The sequence below is a fragment of the Variovorax sp. UC74_104 genome (assembly GCF_044055375.1).
In the GTDB taxonomy this organism is placed as follows: Bacteria; Pseudomonadota; Gammaproteobacteria; order Burkholderiales; family Burkholderiaceae_C; genus Variovorax.
In genome coordinates this window covers 167,497-185,012 of sequence record NZ_CP171978.1, presented here as the reverse complement: position 1 = coordinate 185,012, position 17,516 = coordinate 167,497, and the positions used below count along the sequence as shown (strand labels likewise).

22 protein-coding genes and 1 pseudogene are annotated in these 17,516 nt (G+C 64.2%); all 23 read left to right on the top strand.

From position 1 onward, the window contains the following. The first annotated feature begins 347 nt into the window (after positions 1 to 347). The 23 genes and pseudogenes from ACHMXA_RS00910 to ACHMXA_RS00800 all read left to right on the top strand — a co-directional run bounded on the left by ACHMXA_RS00910 (position 348) and on the right by ACHMXA_RS00800 (position 17,511). Positions 348 to 776 carry a CopD family protein gene (locus tag ACHMXA_RS00910; RefSeq protein WP_176664998.1) on the top strand — a complete coding sequence of 143 codons (429 nt, stop codon included), beginning with the start codon at positions 348 to 350 and terminating at the stop codon, positions 774 to 776. A 16-nt stretch (positions 777 to 792) separates the two neighbouring features. Further along, a pseudogene (locus tag ACHMXA_RS00905) lies at positions 793 to 1,921 on the top strand (VanZ family protein). A 57-nt stretch (positions 1,922 to 1,978) separates the two neighbouring features. After that, the gene (locus ACHMXA_RS00900; RefSeq protein ID WP_093208502.1) at positions 1,979 to 2,332 is read left to right on the top strand and encodes a ferredoxin; all 354 of its coding nucleotides are present in this window, start codon (positions 1,979 to 1,981) and stop codon (positions 2,330 to 2,332) included. 35 nt (positions 2,333 to 2,367) lie between these two features. Further along, positions 2,368 to 3,000, top strand: coding sequence for an alpha/beta hydrolase (locus ACHMXA_RS00895; RefSeq protein ID WP_395317715.1), 633 nt, complete (start codon positions 2,368 to 2,370; stop codon positions 2,998 to 3,000). A gap of 40 nt (positions 3,001 to 3,040) precedes the next feature. Beyond that, positions 3,041 to 4,210, top strand: coding sequence for a D-alanyl-D-alanine carboxypeptidase family protein (locus ACHMXA_RS00890; RefSeq protein ID WP_395317713.1), 1,170 nt, complete (start codon positions 3,041 to 3,043; stop codon positions 4,208 to 4,210). A 202-nt stretch (positions 4,211 to 4,412) separates the two neighbouring features. Continuing rightward, entirely contained in the window at positions 4,413 to 4,790 is a 378-nt protein-coding gene (rpsL, locus tag ACHMXA_RS00885; RefSeq protein ID WP_019657814.1) for a 30S ribosomal protein S12, read from the top strand. A gap of 152 nt (positions 4,791 to 4,942) precedes the next feature. Continuing rightward, the gene (rpsG, locus tag ACHMXA_RS00880; protein ID WP_007829591.1) at positions 4,943 to 5,416 is read left to right on the top strand and encodes a 30S ribosomal protein S7; all 474 of its coding nucleotides are present in this window, start codon (positions 4,943 to 4,945) and stop codon (positions 5,414 to 5,416) included. Between the two features lie 96 nt (positions 5,417 to 5,512). After that, the gene (gene fusA / locus ACHMXA_RS00875) at positions 5,513 to 7,612 is read left to right on the top strand and encodes an elongation factor G (protein ID WP_176664993.1); all 2,100 of its coding nucleotides are present in this window, start codon (positions 5,513 to 5,515) and stop codon (positions 7,610 to 7,612) included. A 196-nt stretch (positions 7,613 to 7,808) separates the two neighbouring features. Beyond that, on the top strand, positions 7,809 to 9,002 hold the full coding sequence (gene tuf, locus ACHMXA_RS00870; protein WP_093210122.1) for an elongation factor Tu: 1,194 nt from the start codon (positions 7,809 to 7,811) through the stop codon (positions 9,000 to 9,002). 25 nt (positions 9,003 to 9,027) lie between these two features. After that, positions 9,028 to 9,342: a 30S ribosomal protein S10 gene (rpsJ, locus tag ACHMXA_RS00865; protein WP_007838118.1), complete on the top strand. Its 315-nt coding sequence runs from the start codon at positions 9,028 to 9,030 to the stop codon at positions 9,340 to 9,342. A 152-nt stretch (positions 9,343 to 9,494) separates the two neighbouring features. Next, a complete protein-coding gene (locus ACHMXA_RS00860; protein WP_395317707.1) occupies positions 9,495 to 11,093 on the top strand; it encodes a hypothetical protein in 1,599 nt (532 codons plus the stop codon). Between the two features lie 25 nt (positions 11,094 to 11,118). Further along, positions 11,119 to 11,658 (top strand): hypothetical protein, encoded by a 540-nt coding sequence (locus ACHMXA_RS00855; protein ID WP_395317705.1) that lies wholly within the window; start codon positions 11,119 to 11,121, stop codon positions 11,656 to 11,658. A 234-nt stretch (positions 11,659 to 11,892) separates the two neighbouring features. Further along, positions 11,893 to 12,570: a 50S ribosomal protein L3 gene (gene rplC / locus ACHMXA_RS00850; protein ID WP_176669032.1), complete on the top strand. Its 678-nt coding sequence runs from the start codon at positions 11,893 to 11,895 to the stop codon at positions 12,568 to 12,570. Continuing rightward, on the top strand, positions 12,570 to 13,190 hold the full coding sequence (gene rplD, locus ACHMXA_RS00845) for a 50S ribosomal protein L4 (protein ID WP_019657681.1): 621 nt from the start codon (positions 12,570 to 12,572) through the stop codon (positions 13,188 to 13,190). The genes rplC and rplD overlap by 1 nt, the downstream gene beginning before the upstream one ends. Next, on the top strand, positions 13,187 to 13,522 hold the full coding sequence (gene rplW, locus ACHMXA_RS00840; protein WP_126025407.1) for a 50S ribosomal protein L23: 336 nt from the start codon (positions 13,187 to 13,189) through the stop codon (positions 13,520 to 13,522). The genes rplD and rplW overlap by 4 nt, the downstream gene beginning before the upstream one ends. 2 nt (positions 13,523 to 13,524) lie before the next feature. Continuing rightward, positions 13,525 to 14,349: a 50S ribosomal protein L2 gene (gene rplB / locus ACHMXA_RS00835; protein ID WP_176669033.1), complete on the top strand. Its 825-nt coding sequence runs from the start codon at positions 13,525 to 13,527 to the stop codon at positions 14,347 to 14,349. A gap of 10 nt (positions 14,350 to 14,359) precedes the next feature. Next, on the top strand, positions 14,360 to 14,638 hold the full coding sequence (rpsS, locus tag ACHMXA_RS00830; RefSeq protein WP_007838132.1) for a 30S ribosomal protein S19: 279 nt from the start codon (positions 14,360 to 14,362) through the stop codon (positions 14,636 to 14,638). 9 nt (positions 14,639 to 14,647) lie between these two features. Further along, positions 14,648 to 14,980: a 50S ribosomal protein L22 gene (gene rplV / locus ACHMXA_RS00825; RefSeq protein ID WP_019657678.1), complete on the top strand. Its 333-nt coding sequence runs from the start codon at positions 14,648 to 14,650 to the stop codon at positions 14,978 to 14,980. Between the two features lie 17 nt (positions 14,981 to 14,997). Next, positions 14,998 to 15,912: a 30S ribosomal protein S3 gene (rpsC, locus tag ACHMXA_RS00820; protein WP_093057771.1), complete on the top strand. Its 915-nt coding sequence runs from the start codon at positions 14,998 to 15,000 to the stop codon at positions 15,910 to 15,912. Between the two features lie 52 nt (positions 15,913 to 15,964). Continuing rightward, positions 15,965 to 16,381, top strand: coding sequence for a 50S ribosomal protein L16 (gene rplP, locus ACHMXA_RS00815; RefSeq protein WP_007838137.1), 417 nt, complete (start codon positions 15,965 to 15,967; stop codon positions 16,379 to 16,381). Positions 16,382 to 16,433: 52 nt separating this feature from the next. Next, on the top strand, positions 16,434 to 16,643 hold the full coding sequence (gene rpmC, locus ACHMXA_RS00810) for a 50S ribosomal protein L29 (RefSeq protein ID WP_026346743.1): 210 nt from the start codon (positions 16,434 to 16,436) through the stop codon (positions 16,641 to 16,643). A 9-nt stretch (positions 16,644 to 16,652) separates the two neighbouring features. Further along, the gene (rpsQ, locus tag ACHMXA_RS00805) at positions 16,653 to 16,922 is read left to right on the top strand and encodes a 30S ribosomal protein S17 (protein ID WP_015867662.1); all 270 of its coding nucleotides are present in this window, start codon (positions 16,653 to 16,655) and stop codon (positions 16,920 to 16,922) included. An 82-nt stretch (positions 16,923 to 17,004) separates the two neighbouring features. After that, positions 17,005 to 17,511 carry a peroxiredoxin gene (locus ACHMXA_RS00800; RefSeq protein ID WP_395317696.1) on the top strand — a complete coding sequence of 169 codons (507 nt, stop codon included), beginning with the start codon at positions 17,005 to 17,007 and terminating at the stop codon, positions 17,509 to 17,511. The last annotated feature ends 5 nt before the right edge of the window (positions 17,512 to 17,516 follow it).

The following is a 17,516-nucleotide window of genomic DNA, read 5'->3' as shown; positions in this document are numbered from 1 at the left end:
CATATACCCGAAAATTGTGCCCGAAGCGGTTGTTTACAGCCTCCTGGCACGGGCGTTCGGTTGTCCTACAACTACGGAAATTCGTAGAACCAAGGTTCTCAGTTTTTTGCTTCAAATGTCAAAGAAAGTGCCCCAGTCGCTTGAAACCTTGTTTCGTCTTTGTTAAATTCTGAAGCGGGCGGCTTGCCGCTCCCCGCTTTTCCTCCCTGAGCGGGTGCCTTGATGTGTGACAGCAAAAGGGCTTCCCAGCCCGACGTGAAGACGTCGGGCTTTTTTTTGCCTGTCGTACAAGCGACCCGAGGGGAAACGGGGCCATGTCGGAGAGGGCGCGCCACTAAACTGCCGCCATGCTCTGGGTCAAATCTCTACACATCGTCTTCATTGCAAGCTGGTTCGCGGGGCTGTTCTACCTGCCCCGGATCTTCGTCAATCTGGCGATGGTTCCACCCGAGTCGGTGGCCGAGCGCGAGCGCCTGCTGCTGATGGCGCGCAAGCTCCTGCGGTTCACGACCTTCCTGGCGGTTCCCGCGATCGGCTTCGGCCTGTGGCTCTGGCTGGGCTACGGCATCGGGCGCGGCCCGGGCAACGGGTGGATGCATGCCAAGCTGGCGCTGGTGCTGGTGGTGATCGGCTATCACCATGGCTGCGCCGTGCTGCTGCGACGCTTCGCCGCCGGCGAGAACCGGCGCAACGACCGCTGGTTCCGCTGGTTCAACGAACTGCCGGTGCTGCTGCTGCTGGGCATCGTGATCCTGGTGGTCGTCAAGCCGTTCTAGGCGGCGGGTGCAAACGGTGGATAGGCCGCACAAGTCCGCCGCGCTTCCCCTGGCGCTGGCGTACGCGGCGCTGATCGTCTACGCCAGCCTCTATCCGTTCGCCGACTGGCGCGACCAGGGGGATCGCGCCGTGGGCGTATCTCTCGGCGCCCTGGCCCAAGTACTGGACGGGCTTCGACTTCGCGGTCAACGTGGCGGGCTACGTGCCCTTCGGTTTCCTGTGCGCCCTGGCGGTGCTGCGCACGGGGCGCGCCACCGGGGTCTGGCGTGCGGTGCTGCGCGCCACCGTGGCGGGAACGGCACTCTCGTTCGCCATGGAGACGCTGCAGAGCTACCTGCCCGCCCGCATCCCTTCCAACGTGGACCTGGGGCTCAACGCATTGGGGGCGGTCGTCGGCGCGGTGGTGGCTGCGGGACTCGAGCGGCTGGGCGCGGTCGCGCACTGGAGCCGCGCCCGCTCGCAGTGGTTCGCCGAGGACTCGCGCGGCGCGCTGGTTTTGCTGGCGCTGTGGCCGTTCGCTCTGCTTTTCCCGGCGGCGGTGACCTTCGGGCTCGGGCAGGTGTTCGAGCGGCTCGAGGCGGCGATCTCCGAGTGGCTGCTCGACACGCCCTTCATCGACTGGCTGCCGGTGCGCCAGTTCGAGCTCGAACCGCTGGTGCCGGCGGTGGAACTGCTGTGCGTGATGCTGGGTGCGCTGGTGCCGTGCCTGCTGGGATACCTCGTCGCGCGCTCGGTGGTCCAGCGGGCGGTGCTGTTGCCGCTGACCCTGCTGGCGGGCATCGCGGCATCGGCGCTGTCCGCGGCGCTGAGCTACGGGCCGGAGCATGCCTGGGCCTGGCTCGGGCTGCCGGTGCAGGTCGGCATGGCGGCGGCGCTCTTCGCCGGCGTGCTGCTGCTGTTCGCGCCGCGCCGCCTGTGCGCGGCGCTGCTGCTGATGGGGCTGGTGCTGCAGCTGAGCCTGCTGAACCAGGCGCCCGAGAGCGCGTATTTCGCGCAGACGCTGGCCACATGGGAGCAGGGGCGTTTCATTCGCTTCCACGGGCTGGCGCAGTGGCTGGGCTGGGTATGGCCTTACGCGGTGATGCTCTACGTGGTGGCGGCCTTGTCGCGCCGCGGGCGGTCCGGGGCGGTTCCGACGAGCTGAGCGTGCGGATTGCTCGGCCGGAGTGAGGGTAAAGAGGGTGGTCACTAAAATCCGCCGATGCCCAGCTCCACCCCAGCCGCCCCGTCCGGCTACTACGGCCGCCACATCTTCTTCTGCCTGAACGAGCGCAAGAACGGCGAGGACTCCTGCGCCATGCACAACGCTCAGGAAGGCTTCGACCGCTGCAAGGCGAAGGTCAAGGAAGAGGGCCTATCCGGGCCCGGCAAGGTGCGCGTCAACAAGGCCGGCTGCCTCGACCGCTGCGCGGGCGGGCCGGTGGCCGTGGTGTACCCCGAGGCCGTCTGGTACACCTTCGTCGACAGCGAGGACATCGACGAGATCGTCGAGTCGCACCTGAAGAACGGCCAGGTGGTCGAACGCCTGCTGCTGCCGCCGAACGTGGGGCGCTGAACTTTTCCGCCGACCCTCTGCTCGTACCTGCGCCAATGAATTCCCAGACAGAAAAGATCAGCCTACAGGGCGCCGCCGGCGCGATCGAGGTGCAGCGCGACCAGCCCGCCGGAACCCCGCGCGGCATCGCCGTCATCGCCCATCCGCATCCGCTCTTCGGCGGCACGATGGACAACAAGGTGGTGCAGACGCTGGCGCGCGCCTTCGTCGCCACCGGCTGGACCACGGTGCGTTTCAACTTCCGCGGCGTGGGCGCCAGCGAAGGCGTGCACGACGAGGGTCGCGGCGAACTGGAGGACATGCTGAACGTCGTCGGGCAACTCGCGCCCGAGGGGCCGCTGGCGATCGCCGGCTTCTCCTTCGGCGCCTTCGTCGCGAGCGGTGCCGTCTCCAGGCTCTGGGGCGGGCGCGACATCCGGCAGATCGTGCTGGTCGGCACGGCGGCGGCGCGCAACAACGTCGCGGCGCTGCCGGTGGAGGCGCACGAGCGCGCGCTGGTGGTCCATGGCGAGGCCGACGACACGGTGGCCCTGTCCGCCGTGATGGACTGGGCGCGGCCGCAGTCACTTCCTGTCACAGTCATCCCCGGGGGCGGTCATTTCTTTCACGGACAATTGCCGCTGCTCAAGGGGCTGGTCGTCCGCCATCTGCGCGCGGACATCGCCTGAAAGCCGCTCAGGCTTGTTTTCGTCTCTTTCCGAACTCCCAATGAATCGTTTTCTAGGCGCGCTCCGCGCGCTGGTCTTTACCGCCGCCGCCTCCTTCAGCCTGATCGCCGCCGCCCAGATGCCGGCGCCGCCCGAGATCGCCGCGCGCAGCTATCTGCTGCTGGACGTGACCGCGAACCAGATCCTGGCCCAGAAGGACATCGACAGCCCGGTGGAGCCGGCCTCGCTCACCAAGCTGATGTCCGCCTACCTGGTGTTCGACGCCCTGCGCGCCAAGAAGATCACGCTGACCCAGACCCTGCCGGTCAGCCCGCGCGCCTGGAAGATGCCCGGCTCGCGCATGTTCATCGACCCCAAGATGCAGGTGCCGGTGGAAGACCTGATCAAGGGCCTGATCGTGCAGTCGGGCAACGACGCCACGGTGGCGCTGGCCGAAGGCGTGGGTGGCACGGTCGAGCATTTCGTCGAGATGATGAATGCCCAGGCCAAGGTGCTGGGCATGAAGAACACCACCTACAAGAACCCCGAAGGCCTGACGGCGCCCGGCCACACCACCACGGCCCGCGACCTGAGCATCCTGGCGACCCGCCTGGTGCGCGACTTCCCCGAGGAAGCCAAGTACTACGCGATCAAGAAGTACCGCTACCCGGGCACCCCGTCGACCAACGACACCAACCGCAACCTGCTGCTGTTCCGCGACCCGACCGTCGACGGCCTGAAGACCGGCCACACCGATGCCGCCGGCTACTGCATGATCGCCACCGCCAAGCGCGACTTCCCGAACCTGACGGGCGGGCGCCGGCTGCTGTCGATCGTCCTGGGCACCACGGGCGAGACCGTGCGGGCCAACGAGTCGCAGAAGCTTCTGAACTGGGGCTACACGGCTTACGACGCCGTCCGCCTGTTCGACGGCGGCCAGCCGGCTGCCACCCCGGCCGTCTGGAAGGGCAAGGCCAACACCTTGAAGCTGGGGCGCCCGGAGCCCATCGTGGTGGCGGTCCCGACCGGCACGGCCAACAAGATCAAGACCCAGGTGTCGCGCCCCGACCCGCTGGTGGCGCCGTTCACCAAGTACCAGCCGGTCGGCTCGCTCAAGGTCACGCTGGACGACCAGCCCCTGGCCGACGTGCCGCTCGTCGCCCTGGAGCCGGTCGAGCAGGCCGGCGTTTTCGGCCGCGCCTGGGACGCCCTGCGGCTCTGGATCAAGTAGCCTGAAAGGCGCAGAAAGCCGCCGGCAGGCCTGCGAGGCTGTCCGGCTTTGCCGTTTTCAGACTCGTTTGCTATACTCGTGGGCTTTTCGGAATTTTCCGAAGGGTTTCACGTTTTCGTCATTCCCGGCCTCCTTGAGTCACGACAAGGGCGGTTTCACAGCCAGGGCCGGGGCGTTTCTCGTTTTGGGGACTTTTTAATTCATGCCAACCATCAATCAACTGGTGCGTCAGGGTCGGACGGTCGAAAAGATCGCTTCGAAGAGCCCTGCCATGCAGAACTCGCCGCAACGTCGCGGTGTCTGCACCCGCGTCTACACCACGACGCCGAAGAAGCCGAACTCGGCGCTTCGTAAAGTTGCCAAGGTCCGCCTGACCAACGGCTTCGAAGTCATTTCCTACATCGGCGGCGAAGGCCACAACCTCCAGGAACACAGCGTCGTGCTGGTTCGCGGCGGTCGTGTCAAGGACTTGCCCGGTGTGCGCTACCACATCGTTCGCGGTTCGCTCGACCTGCAAGGCGTGAAAGACCGCAAGCAGTCGCGTTCCAAGTACGGCGCGAAGCGTCCCAAGAAGGCCTGATAGGTCTTCCTGTCGTCAAAAACAAACGGTGTTCGGTTACCTTGGCGGGTATATCGAACGAAGTGACCCAACGTCGGGTCGAGTAAGTGAGAGTTCCAGCTGGCTCTCGCGGTGCCGGAAACGGTGCCAACTGAAGCAAAGAGGTTAAGAAAATGCCACGTCGTCGCGAAGTCCCCAAACGTGAAATCCTGCCGGATCCCAAGTACGGCAATGTCGAGCTGTCCAAATTCATGAACGTGATCATGGAAGGCGGCAAGAAGGCTGTTGCCGAGCGCATCATCTACGGTGCACTCGACTTCATCGAGAAGAAGAACCCGGACAAGGACCCCCTCGAAGCCTTCACCGTTGCCATCAACAACGTGAAGCCGATGGTCGAAGTGAAGTCGCGCCGCGTCGGCGGTGCGAACTACCAGGTGCCGGTCGAAGTCCGTCCCGTCCGCCGCCTCGCCCTGTCGATGCGCTGGATCAAGGAAGCCGCCCGCAAGCGCGGCGAGAAGTCGATGGCCCTGCGTCTGGCCAACGAACTGATGGAAGCCACCGAAGGCCGTGGCGGCGCGATGAAGAAGCGCGACGAAGTGCACCGCATGGCAGAAGCCAACCGCGCCTTCAGCCACTTCCGCTTCTAAAAACCAAACTTCGCTTGGGCGTTGGGTGTCGGGTTTCGGGCGTTGTGCCTGTACCCGGGGCCCAGCGCTCAACGCATTTCAACCCGAAAGTAAATCATGTCCCGCAAGACCCCCATCGAGCGCTACCGCAACATCGGCATCTCCGCGCACATCGACGCCGGCAAGACCACGACGACCGAACGTATCCTGTTCTACACCGGTGTGAACCACAAGATCGGTGAAGTGCACGACGGTGCCGCCACGATGGACTGGATGGAGCAAGAGCAAGAGCGCGGCATCACGATCACGTCCGCTGCCACCACCTGCTTCTGGAAGGGCATGGCCCAGAACTTCCCCGAGCACCGCATCAACATCATCGACACCCCCGGCCACGTGGACTTCACCATCGAGGTGGAGCGCTCCATGCGCGTGCTGGACGGCGCCGTGATGGTCTATGACGCCGTCGGCGGCGTGCAGCCCCAGTCGGAAACCGTCTGGCGCCAGGCCAACAAGTACAAGGTGCCCCGCCTTGCGTTCGTCAACAAGATGGACCGCACCGGCGCCAACTTCCTGCGCGTTCGCCAGATGATGATCGACCGCCTGAAGGCCAACCCGGTCGTGATCCAGATCCCGATCGGCGCGGAAGACAAGTTCCAGGGCATCGTCGACCTCGTGAAGATGAAGGCCATCATCTGGGACGAGGACAAGGGCGTGACCTTCACCTACGGCGAGATCCCGGCCGACCTGGTCGATGTCTGCAACGAATACCACGAGAAGCTGGTCGAGGCCGCCGCCGAATCGAGCGAAGACCTCATGAACAAGTACCTCGAAGGCGAAAAGCTCTCCGAAGAGGAAATCAAGAAGGCCATCCGCCAGCGCACCATCGCCGGCGAAATCCAGCCGATGCTTTGCGGCTCGGCCTTCAAGAACAAGGGCGTGCAGGCCATGCTCGACGCCGTGATCGAATACATGCCCGCTCCGACGGACATTCCCCCGGTTGCCGGCACCGACGAAAGCGAAGAGCCGGTGGTGCGCAAGGCCGACGACGAGGAGAAGTTCTCCGCGCTCGCGTTCAAGCTGATGACCGACCCCTTCGTCGGCCAGCTGACCTTCGTGCGCGTGTACTCGGGCGTGCTCTCCAAGGGCGACAGCGTCTACAACCCGGTGCGCGGCAAGAAGGAGCGCATCGGCCGTATCGTGCAGATGCACGCCAACAACCGCGAAGAAGTCAGCGAAATCCGCGCCGGCGACATCGCCGCCTGCGTGGGCCTGAAGGAAGTGACCACGGGCGAAACCCTGTGCGATCCGGATTCCGTCGTGACGCTGGAGCGCATGGTGTTCCCCGAGTCGGTGATCTCGCAGGCTGTCGAGCCCAAGACCAAGGCCGACCAGGAAAAGATGGGCATTGCGCTGCAGCGCCTCGCACAGGAAGACCCGTCGTTCCGCGTCAAGACCGACGAGGAATCGGGCCAGACCATCATTTCGGGCATGGGCGAGCTCCACCTCGAAATCATCGTGGACCGCATGAAGCGCGAATTCGGCGTGGAAGCCAACGTGGGCAAGCCGCAAGTGGCTTACCGCGAAACGATCCGCAAGACCGTCGAAGACGCCGAAGGCAAGTTCGTTCGCCAGTCGGGCGGCAAGGGCCAGTACGGCCACGTGGTGCTGAAGATCGAACCCCAGGAAGCCGGCAAGGGCTTCGAGTTCGTCGACGCCATCAAGGGCGGCGTGGTTCCTCGCGAATACATCCCCGCGGTCGAGAAGGGCATCGTGGAAGCCCTGGGCCAGGGCGTGCTGGCGGGCTACCCCGTCGTGGACGTCAAGGTCACGCTGCACTTCGGTTCGTACCACGACGTGGACTCGAACGAAATGGCGTTCAAGATGGCCGCGATCTTCGGCTTCAAGGAAGGTGCCCGCAAGGCCAACCCCGTGATCCTCGAGCCGATGATGGCCGTGGAAGTGGAAACGCCTGAAGACTACGCCGGCAACGTGATGGGCGACCTGTCGTCCCGCCGCGGCATGGTGCAGGGCATGGACGACATGGTCGGTGGCGGCAAGGCCATCAAGGCGGAAGTGCCGCTGTCGGAAATGTTCGGCTACTCGACCACGCTGCGCTCGATGTCGCAAGGCCGCGCCACGTACACGATGGAGTTCAAGCACTACGCCGAAGCTCCGCGCAACGTCGCCGAAGCCATCGTGGCCGCTCGCGCCAAGTAATGTCTTTGCGGGACAGACCAAGATTTGCGCAGCAAATTTGCTCTGTCCCCAACTGATTAAGAAGAATGTCGGGCCGCGCAGTGCGCGGTCCCTCTTGTCTGCGATCCGGTGCCGCCCTGTTCCCGTGCGGGGCGAACCAGCAACCGGATGCAGACATAAAACCAATACACGGGGCTGCTCTTTCAAGGATTGAAAAATGGCAAAAGGTAAATTCACCCGCACCAAGCCGCACGTGAACGTGGGCACGATCGGTCACGTCGACCACGGCAAGACCACGCTGACGGCTGCGATCGCAACGGTGCTGTCGTCGAAGTTCGGCGGCGAAGCCAAGGCCTACGACCAGATCGACGCTGCGCCTGAAGAAAAGGCCCGCGGCATCACGATCAACACCGCGCACGTCGAATACGAAACGGCCAACCGCCACTACGCACACGTCGACTGCCCCGGCCACGCCGACTACGTGAAGAACATGATCACCGGCGCCGCCCAGATGGACGGCGCGATCCTGGTGTGCTCGGCCGCCGACGGCCCGATGCCCCAGACCCGTGAGCACATCCTGCTGGCTCGCCAGGTGGGCGTGGGCTACATCATCGTGTTCCTGAACAAGTGCGACATGGTCGACGACAAGGAACTGCTCGAGCTGGTCGAAATGGAAGTCCGCGAACTCCTCGACAAGTACGAATTCCCCGGCGACGACACCCCGATCATCCACGGCTCGGCCAAGCTGGCCCTGGAAGGCGACAAGGGCGAACTCGGCGAAGGCTCGATCATGAAGCTGGCCGAAGCGCTGGACACGTACATCCCGACGCCCGAGCGCGCCGTGGACGGCACGTTCCTGATGCCCGTGGAAGACGTGTTCTCGATCTCGGGTCGCGGCACCGTGGTGACCGGCGCCGTCGAGCGCGGCGTGATCAAGGTCGGTGAAGAAATCGAAATCGTGGGCATCCGCCCGACGGTCAAGACCACCTGCACCGGCGTGGAAATGTTCCGCAAGCTGCTGGACCAGGGTCAAGCCGGCGACAACGTGGGCGTGCTGCTGCGCGGCACGAAGCGCGAAGAAGTCGAGCGCGGCCAGGTGCTGTGCAAGCCCGGCTCGATCAAGCCGCACACGCACTTCACCGCCGAGGTGTACGTTCTGTCGAAGGACGAAGGCGGCCGTCACACGCCGTTCTTCAACAACTACCGTCCGCAGTTCTACTTCCGCACGACGGACGTGACCGGCGCGATCGAGCTGCCCAAGGACAAGGAAATGGTCATGCCCGGCGACAACGTCAGCATCACCGTGAAGCTGATCGCTCCGATCGCCATGGAAGAAGGCCTGCGCTTCGCCATCCGCGAAGGCGGCCGTACCGTGGGTTCGGGCGTCGTGGCGAAGATCCTCGACCTGTAATCAAGACGGGAGCAAAGGAATCACCATGGCTACCAAGCAAAAGATCCGCATCCGCCTGAAGGCATTCGACTACAAGCTGATCGACCAGTCGGCCGCTGAAATCGTGGACACCGCCAAGCGCACCGGCGCGATCGTCAAGGGCCCCGTGCCCCTGCCGACCCGCATGAAGCGCTTCGACATCCTGCGTTCGCCGCACGTCAACAAGACGTCGCGCGACCAGCTGGAAATCCGCACGCACCAGCGCCTGATGGACATCGTCGACCCGACCGACAAGACCGTGGACGCGCTGATGAAGCTCGACCTGCCGGCCGGCGTGGACGTCGAGATCAAGCTGCAGTAATCCATTCGGCTTCGAGCCGCAATTGCTGCAAAACCCGCCTGCAGAAATGCAGGCGGGTTTTGTGCTTTATGTCTCACGAATGTGGCATCCTCCTGTGCCGGCCGCCGTCAATGATCGAGGCGCCGGGTAGCTGAAACGAGGGCAGCACCACCATGAGACACCGTATCTCCTTTGCTTCGAGCCTTGTGGCTTGCATCGCAGCAGCCGCGCTGCTGACCGCCTGTGGCGGCGGAGGAGGGGGCGGCGGCGGTGGCATTCCCTTCTTTCCCATCATCCCGACGGCGCCGGTCACGCTGAGCGGCACGGCCACCTACGAGTCGGTGCCCAATCCCAATGGCCGCCTCGTGTATGCCAGCACCGCGGTCAAGCCGGTGCGCGCAGCCTTCGTCGAGGTGCTCGACGCCGCCAGCGGCAGCCAGCTGGCCACCACTTCCACCGACGACAACGGCGCCTATTCGGCGAGCGTTCCAGGAAACACGAATGTCATCGTCCGCGTGCGTGCCCAGATGACCCGCACCGGAGCGCTCCCGAGCTGGGACGTCACCGTGCGCGACAACACGCAATCGAGCGCCATCTATTCGATGCAGTCGTCGGCGTTCTCCACCGGCACCGCGGCGCTCACCCGCGACCTGCGCGCCGCCAGCGGCTGGGGCGGTTCGAACTACACGAGCCAGCGCGTGTCGGGGCCGTTCGCCATCATGGATACGGTCTACACCGCGATGCAGAAGGTGCTGACGGCGGCGCCGGCGACGGCGTTTCCGTCGCTGAAGGTGTTCTGGAGCGTCAACAACACGAACGCCAGCGGCAGCATCGCGCAGGGACAGATCGGCACCACCTTCTTCGTCGGCAGGAGCTCGGGTGCCGAGATCTACGTGCTCGGCAAGGAGGACGTGGATACCGACGAATTCGATGCGCCCGTCATCGCGCATGAGTGGGGGCACTACTACCAGGCCTCCTTCAGCCGCGACGACTCGACGGGCGGCGCGCACTCCACCAGCGAGCGCGTCGACCGCCGCCTGGCCTTCTCCGAAGGATGGGGCAACGGCTGGTCGGGCATCGCGCTGGGGCGCAGCAACTATGTCGATTCGGGCGGCCCCGGCCAGGCCGAGGGCGGAAGCCTCGATCTTACGAGAGGGCCGACGAACAGCAATCCGGGTTGGTTCAGCGAGTCCTCGATCCAGTCGATCTTCTGGAATCTGAACCAGCAGGTGGGCTTCAAGCCCATCCACGACACGCTGACGAGCGCGGTGTTCAGAAGCGGCGCGCCCGTGACCTCGATCCATCCGTTCACGGCGGCGTTCAACTCGGTCGCATCGGGCAACGCGCCGGCGCTGGCGACGCTGCTCGCGGGCCAGAACATCAGCGCGGCCTCGAACGATCCCTACGGCGCGCAGGAAAACAACGATGGCGGTACGCCAACCGTGAGCTTCGTGTTGCCGATGTACACGACCGCGGCGGTCGGAGGCTCGGTCACGCAGGCCTGCGTGACGAATGCTGAGGACCCTCCCCCGCGCCAGGGGAACAAGCTCGGAAGCTTCGCCTACCTGCGGTTCACGGCGCCGGCCAGCCGCAACTACCAGGTCACGGTCAGTCCGCCGGCGGGCGCCAGTCCGAACTTCGTGATCTACCGGGGCGGGGTGGTGAGCCGGAATACGAGTACGGTCAGCCTGTCGGCTGGCGACTATGTTCTGGTCGTCAACGATGTCAATAACGCCGCTGCAAGCACCTGCTTCAACGTTTCGATTCAATAAATAGACAGCAGCGAGGAAGGCCGCCATGAACCTCCGTTCCAGCTCGATGATCGCCGCCGCATGCCTGGCGCTTGTAGCCGCATCCGCATGTGCGGACGGCGCGCCGACGCCGCGTACCGCCAAGGGCGCCGCCTCTTCCGGCTATGTCCTGCCCATGACAGCCGCAGCGCGCAAGCCCAACGACTCCGGCGTCTCGATCCAGTACCGGGTCGAGGGCGCGGCCACGGTCGGCCGGGCGATCTCGGTCGTATTGCAGTTCGACGGCGTGAGCGATCCGGCTGGCGCCACCGCACGCCTGACGACCGATGCCGGCCTGACCCTGACGACCAGCAGCAATCTGACGCTTCCCGCTGGCAAGAGCACGACCGCGACCGCAACGGTAACCAGCGATCGAGAAGGCCTGGCCTACCTGAACGTCTTCGTCACGCAGAACGGCGCCATGAGCATCGTCGCCATCCCGATCCAGACCGGTGCGAGCGCTCCCGCCATGAAGGCCGCGGGCGAGCTGAAGTCGTCCGCGGAAGGCGAAAAAATCATCTCGCTGCCGGCCAAAGAGCCTAAATAACCCGCAAAACGCCCCATAACGGGGCTTTCAAGGCCTGAAAGCCCCGCAAGACGACGCTTGCGCCAAGCCCGCAGCGCGGGCTATAATCGCTGGCTCTGCCCTTGTTGCGTCCGCATGGGCGCTATGCGAGCAGAGATTTATCAACCTTCTTCCGCAGTTCGGGGAAGCCCGACAAACGCTGTCGCCAATTGAAGTGGCAGCGGCGAAGGAAGTTTCCATTTTTGGAGAAAACAAATGAGTCTGAGCAACTCCCTCGGGTTGCTGGGCCGCAAGGTGGGGATGATGCGTCTCTTCACCGATGACGGGGACGCAGTTCCCGTCACGGTGGTGGATGTGTCCAACAACCGCGTGACCCAGATCAAGTCCCAAGAGAACGATGGCTACGTCGCCCTGCAGGTGACGTTCGGTTCGCGCAAGGCATCGCGCGTGACCAAGCCCGAAGCCGGCCACCTCGCCAAGGCGGGTGTCGAAGCCGGTGAAATCATCCAGGAATTCCGCGTTACCGCCGATACCGCTGGTCAGCACAAGGCTGGCGGCGTGATCCCGGTGGCAAGCGTCTTCTCCGTGGGCCAGAAGGTGGACGTGCAGGGCACTTCCATCGGCAAGGGCTACGCTGGCACGATCAAGCGTCACAACATGAGCTCGCAGCGCGCGTCGCACGGTAACAGCCGTTCGCACAACGTGCCCGGCTCGATCGGTATGGCGCAGGATCCCGGCCGCGTGTTCCCCGGCAAGCGCATGACGGGCCACCTCGGCGACGTCACCCGCACCACGCAAAACCTCGACGTGATCCGCATCGACGAAGCACGTCAACTGCTGCTCATCAAGGGCGCGATTCCGGGTTCGAAGGGTGGCTTCGTCACCGTGCGTCCCGCCATCAAGGCCAAGCCGCAGGCCCAAGGAGCGAAGTAATGGAACTCGAACTCCTGAACGAACAAGGCCAGGCCGCGTCGAAGTACGACGCCCCCGAGACCGTGTTCGGCCGTGACTACAACGAAGACCTGGTCCACCAGATCGTCGTTGCTTTCCAGGCCAACGCACGCCAAGGCACTCGCGCCCAGAAGGACCGCGAGCAGGTCAAGCACTCGACCAAGAAGCCTTTCAAGCAAAAGGGAACGGGCCGCGCCCGTGCCGGTATGACTTCCTCGCCGCTGTGGCGCGGGGGCGGCCGGATCTTCCCGAACATGCCTGACGAAAACTTCTCGCAGAAGATCAACAAGAAGATGTACCGCGCCGGCATGGCGTCCATCTTCTCGCAGCTCGCTCGCGAAGGCCGTCTGGCCGTGGTCGACTCGATCAAGGTCGATTCGCCCAAGACCAAGCCGCTGGCAGCCCGTTTCAAGGCGATGAATCTCGAGTCCGTGCTCGTGATCGCCGAAGAAGTCGACGAAAACCTGTACCTCGCCTCGCGCAATCTGGTCAACGTTCTCGTGGTCGAACCCCGCTACGCCGATCCGGTGTCGCTGGTTCACTACAAGAAGGTGCTGGTCACCAAGGGTGCCGTCGACAAGCTCAAGGAGATGTTCGCATGAGCCGCGTGAACCCTACCGCCGCTGAACGTACGTTCGACGAAGGCCGACTGATGTCGGTGCTGGTCGCCCCGATCGTGTCCGAAAAGGCCACGATGGTCGGCGAGAAGTCGAACGCTGTCACTTTCAAGGTGCTGCAAGACGCCACCAAGCCCGAGATCAAGGCCGCTGTCGAACTGATGTTCAAGGTCGAAGTCAAGGGCGTGTCGGTGCTCAACACCAAGGGCAAGACCAAGCGCTTCGGCAAGTCCGTCGGCCGCCGCGACAACGTTCGCAAGGCCTATGTGACCCTGAAGGCCGGTCAAGAGCTCAACCTCGTCGGGGAAGGCGCTTAATCATGGCCGTCATCAAGATGAAACCCACTTCGCCGGGCCAACGCGGCGCGGTGAAGATCTCGCGTGACCACCTGTACAAGGGTGCTCCTCACGCAGCCCTGCTGGAACCCCAGTTCCAGAAGGCCGGCCGCAACAACAACGGCCACATCACGATCCGTCATCGTGGCGGCGGTGCCAAGCACCACTACCGCGTTGTCGACTTCGTGCGCAACAAGGACGGCATCCCGGCCAAGGTCGAACGCATCGAATACGACCCGAACCGTACCGCCCACATCGCTCTGGTCTGCTACGCCGACGGCGAGCGCCGCTACATCATCGCTCCGCGCGGTCTGGAAGCCGGTGCAACGCTGCTGTCGGGCGCCGAAGCCCCGATCCGCGCCGGCAACACGTTGCCGATCCGCAACATCCCGGTGGGTTCGACGATCCACTGCATCGAACTGCAACCCGGCAAGGGCGCGCAGATCGCTCGTTCGGCCGGTACCTCGGCCACGCTGCTTGCCCGTGAAGGCGTCTACGCCCAGGTCCGCATGCGCTCGGGCGAAGTCCGCCGCATCCACATCGAATGCCGCGCGACCATCGGTGAAGTTGCGAACGAAGAGCACAGCCTGCGCCAGCTCGGCAAGGCCGGTGTGAAGCGTCACATGGGTATTCGCCCGACCGTTCGCGGCGTGGTGATGAACCCGGTCGACCACCCGCACGGTGGTGGCGAAGGCAAGACTGGCGAAGGCCGCCATCCTGTCGACCCGTGGGGCAATCTGACCAAGGGCTATCGCACCCGTAACAACAAGCGCACGCAGGTCTTCATCGTGTCGCGTCGCAAGAAGTAAGGGATAGCCAATGACTCGCTCTCTCAAGAAGGGTCCGTTCGTCGACCACCACCTCGTGGCCAAGGCCGACAAGGCCGTGACGACCAAGGACAAGAAGCCGATCAAGACCTGGTCGCGCCGCTCGATGGTTCTGCCCGAGTTCATCGGTCTGACCATCGCCGTGCACAACGGCAAGCAACACGTGCCTGTGTACATCACCGACCAGATGGTCGGCCACAAGCTCGGCGAATTTGCGCTCACGCGCACGTTCAAGGGGCACCCCGCGGACAAGAAAGTCCAGAAGAAGTAAGGAACGACCATGTCTGAAACACGTGCAGTCCTCCGCGGTGTCCGCCTGTCGGTCGACAAGGGCCGTCTGGTCGCTGACCTGATCCGCGGCAAGAAGGTCGATCAAGCGCTCAACATCCTGCAATTCACGCAGAAGAAGGCCGCTGTGATCGTCAAGAAGGTGCTCGAATCGGCAATCGCCAACGCCGAGCACAACGACGGTGCCGACATCGACGAACTGAAGGTCAAGACCATCTACGTCGAGCAAGGCGCCACGCTCAAGCGCTTCACCGCGCGGGCCAAGGGTCGCGGCAATCGCATCAGCAAGCCCACGTGCCATGTGTACGTGACGGTTGGCAACTAAGAAGGCCTGGAAGAAATATGGGACAGAAAATCCACCCAACCGGGTTCCGCCTTGCGGTCACCCGTAACTGGTCCAGCCGTTGGTACGCAAGCGACCGCGATTTCGCGGGCATGCTGGCCGAAGACATCAAGGTTCGCGAATACCTGAAGAAGAAGCTGAAGAACGCTTCGGTGTCGCGCGTCATGATCGAGCGTCCCGCCAAGAACGCACGCATCACGATCTACTCGGCACGTCCGGGCGTCGTGATCGGCAAGAAGGGCGAAGACATCGAGAACCTCAAGCGCGAACTGGGCAAGCAGCTCGGCGTGCCGGTTGCAGTCAACATCGAAGAAGTGCGCAAGCCCGAAATCGATGCGCAGCTGATCGCCGACAGCATCACGCAGCAGCTCGAGAAGCGGATCATGTTCCGCCGCGCCATGAAGCGCGCCATGCAGAACGCCATGCGTCTGGGTGCCCTGGGCATCAAGATCATGTCGGCCGGCCGCCTGAACGGCATCGAAATCGCTCGTACCGAGTGGTACCGCGAAGGCCGCGTGCCGCTGCACACCCTGCGCGCCGACATCGACTACGGCACCTCGGAAGCCAAGACCACCTACGGCGTCATCGGCGTCAAGGTCTGGGTCTACAAGGGCGACACGCTGGGTCGTAACGACCTGCCCGCCGTCGAGACGCCGCGTCCCGAAGAAGAGCGCCGCCCGCGTGGTCCCCGCCGTGATGGCCGCCCTGGTGGCGACCGTCCGGGTTCGGACCGCCGCGGCCCCGGCCCGCGTGCCGGTGCCCGTGGCCCGATCGGTGGCAACACCGCTCCGGCCGATGGCAGCGACAAGCCCGCAGAAGCAACCGGCGGTGCCGGTGCAGACTCGAAACCCGCCGTTAAGCGCGTCCGCAAAGCCGCGCCCGCTGCAGCAGCGGACGGTGCCAAGACCGAGTAATCGGTCGCTCCCGGGCACGCAAGTGCCTGGGGCCCTCACGGAGTAACAAAACATGCTGCAACCTGCACGCAGAAAGTTCCGCAAGGAACAAAAGGGCCGCAACACCGGCATCGCGACCACGGGTAACTCGGTCGCGTTCGGTGACTTCGGTCTCAAATGCACCGACCGCGGCCGCCTGACGGCGCGCCAGATCGAAGCCGCTCGCCGCGCGATTTCGCGTCACGTGAAGCGCGGTGGCCGTATCTGGATCCGCGTGTTCCCGGACAAGCCGATCTCGACCAAGCCCGCCGAAGTGCGGATGGGTAACGGTAAGGGCAACCCCGAGTACTACGTCGCCGAGATTCAGCCCGGCAAGATCGTGTTCGAGATCGTCGGCGTGCCCGAAGAACTCGCTCGCGAAGCGTTCCGCCTGGCCGCCGCCAAGCTGCCGCTGCGCACGACGTTCGTCGCTCGCCAGCTCGGCGCCTGAGAGGAGAACATCCATGGCAACACGTAAGAAGAACACCGCGGCTGCCGCCAAGGTGACGAAGGCCGCAACCCTGCGCACGAAGGACGTCGCAGGCCTGCAAGCCGAAATCAAGGATCTGCAGAAGGCCCATTTCGGCCTGCGCATGCAGAAGGCCACGCAACAGCTGTCGAACACCTCGACGCTGCGCGTGACCCGTCGCGACATCGCGCGCGCCAAGACCATTCTTGCTCAGAAGCAGCAAGAAGCCCAAGCCGCCAAGTAAGGAGTGAACATGACGGAAGCTAAAAAATCCCTCAAGCGCACCTTGATCGGCAAGGTGGTCAGCGACAAGCGTGCCAAGACCGTGACCGTGCTGGTCGAGCGCCGTGTGAAGCACGAGCTCTACGGCAAGATCGTGGCCAAGACGAGCAAGTACCACGCCCATGACGAAAAGGGCGAGTACAAGCTGGGCGACACCATCGAGATCACGGAAAGCCGTCCGATCTCGAAGACCAAGAACTGGGTCGTGACCCGTCTGGTCGAGAAGGCCGTCCTGGTCTGATCAATCATTGGAGCCCCCAGGGGCATCCGATCCGGAAACGGCCCACAATGTGGGCCGTTTTTCTTTTTCAGGAGCACTTTCAATGATCAAAGTCGGCGACACCCTTCCCTCGGCCACCCTGCAGGAATACTCCGAAGTCGAGGGTGAAGGCTGCAGCATCGGCCCGAACCCCGTGGACGTGGCCAAGGCAACGGCTGGCAAGACCATCGCGCTGTTCGCGCTGCCCGGCGCCTTCACTCCCACCTGCTCGGCCAAGCACGTGCCGGGCTACGTGCAGCATTTCGACGACTTCAAGGCCGCCGGCGTGGACGAGATCTGGTGCGTGAGCGTGAACGACGCCTTCGTGATGGGCGCCTGGGCGCGCGACCAGAAGACCGGCACCAAGGTGCGCATGCTGGCCGACGGCAGCGCCGACTTCGCGAAGGCCACCGGCCTCACGCTCGACCTGACCGGCCGCGGCATGGGTCTGCGCAGCAACCGCTACTCGATGCTCGTGAAGGACGGCAAGGTCGCCACGCTCAACGTCGAGGCACCGGGCAAGTTCGAAGTGAGCGACGCGGACACGCTGCTGGCCCAGGCCCGCGGCTGAGGCCG

Bases quoted from the DNA above. Each gene is read 5' to 3' on its own strand.
- ACHMXA_RS00890 (WP_395317713.1), top strand. From the start codon at position 3,041: ATGAATCGTTTTCTAGGCGCGCTCCGCGCGCTGGTCTTTACCGCCGCC.
- rplC (WP_176669032.1), top strand. From the start codon at position 11,893: ATGAGTCTGAGCAACTCCCTCGGGTTGCTGGGCCGCAAGGTGGGGATG.
- ACHMXA_RS00860 (WP_395317707.1), top strand. From the start codon at position 9,495: ATGAGACACCGTATCTCCTTTGCTTCGAGCCTTGTGGCTTGCATCGCA.
- ACHMXA_RS00855 (WP_395317705.1), top strand. From the start codon at position 11,119: ATGAACCTCCGTTCCAGCTCGATGATCGCCGCCGCATGCCTGGCGCTT.
- rplW (WP_126025407.1), top strand. From the start codon at position 13,187: ATGAGCCGCGTGAACCCTACCGCCGCTGAACGTACGTTCGACGAAGGC.
- rplP (WP_007838137.1), top strand. From the start codon at position 15,965: ATGCTGCAACCTGCACGCAGAAAGTTCCGCAAGGAACAAAAGGGCCGC.
- rplB (WP_176669033.1), top strand. From the start codon at position 13,525: ATGGCCGTCATCAAGATGAAACCCACTTCGCCGGGCCAACGCGGCGCG.
- rplV (WP_019657678.1), top strand. From the start codon at position 14,648: ATGTCTGAAACACGTGCAGTCCTCCGCGGTGTCCGCCTGTCGGTCGAC.
- rpsQ (WP_015867662.1), top strand. From the start codon at position 16,653: ATGACGGAAGCTAAAAAATCCCTCAAGCGCACCTTGATCGGCAAGGTG.
- tuf (WP_093210122.1), top strand. From the start codon at position 7,809: ATGGCAAAAGGTAAATTCACCCGCACCAAGCCGCACGTGAACGTGGGC.
- rplD (WP_019657681.1), top strand. From the start codon at position 12,570: ATGGAACTCGAACTCCTGAACGAACAAGGCCAGGCCGCGTCGAAGTAC.
- rpsC (WP_093057771.1), top strand. From the start codon at position 14,998: ATGGGACAGAAAATCCACCCAACCGGGTTCCGCCTTGCGGTCACCCGT.
- rpsS (WP_007838132.1), top strand. From the start codon at position 14,360: ATGACTCGCTCTCTCAAGAAGGGTCCGTTCGTCGACCACCACCTCGTG.
- rpsL (WP_019657814.1), top strand. From the start codon at position 4,413: ATGCCAACCATCAATCAACTGGTGCGTCAGGGTCGGACGGTCGAAAAG.
- ACHMXA_RS00900 (WP_093208502.1), top strand. From the start codon at position 1,979: ATGCCCAGCTCCACCCCAGCCGCCCCGTCCGGCTACTACGGCCGCCAC.
- ACHMXA_RS00910 (WP_176664998.1), top strand. From the start codon at position 348: ATGCTCTGGGTCAAATCTCTACACATCGTCTTCATTGCAAGCTGGTTC.
- ACHMXA_RS00895 (WP_395317715.1), top strand. From the start codon at position 2,368: ATGAATTCCCAGACAGAAAAGATCAGCCTACAGGGCGCCGCCGGCGCG.
- fusA (WP_176664993.1), top strand. From the start codon at position 5,513: ATGTCCCGCAAGACCCCCATCGAGCGCTACCGCAACATCGGCATCTCC.
- ACHMXA_RS00800 (WP_395317696.1), top strand. From the start codon at position 17,005: ATGATCAAAGTCGGCGACACCCTTCCCTCGGCCACCCTGCAGGAATAC.
- rpsJ (WP_007838118.1), top strand. From the start codon at position 9,028: ATGGCTACCAAGCAAAAGATCCGCATCCGCCTGAAGGCATTCGACTAC.
- rpsG (WP_007829591.1), top strand. From the start codon at position 4,943: ATGCCACGTCGTCGCGAAGTCCCCAAACGTGAAATCCTGCCGGATCCC.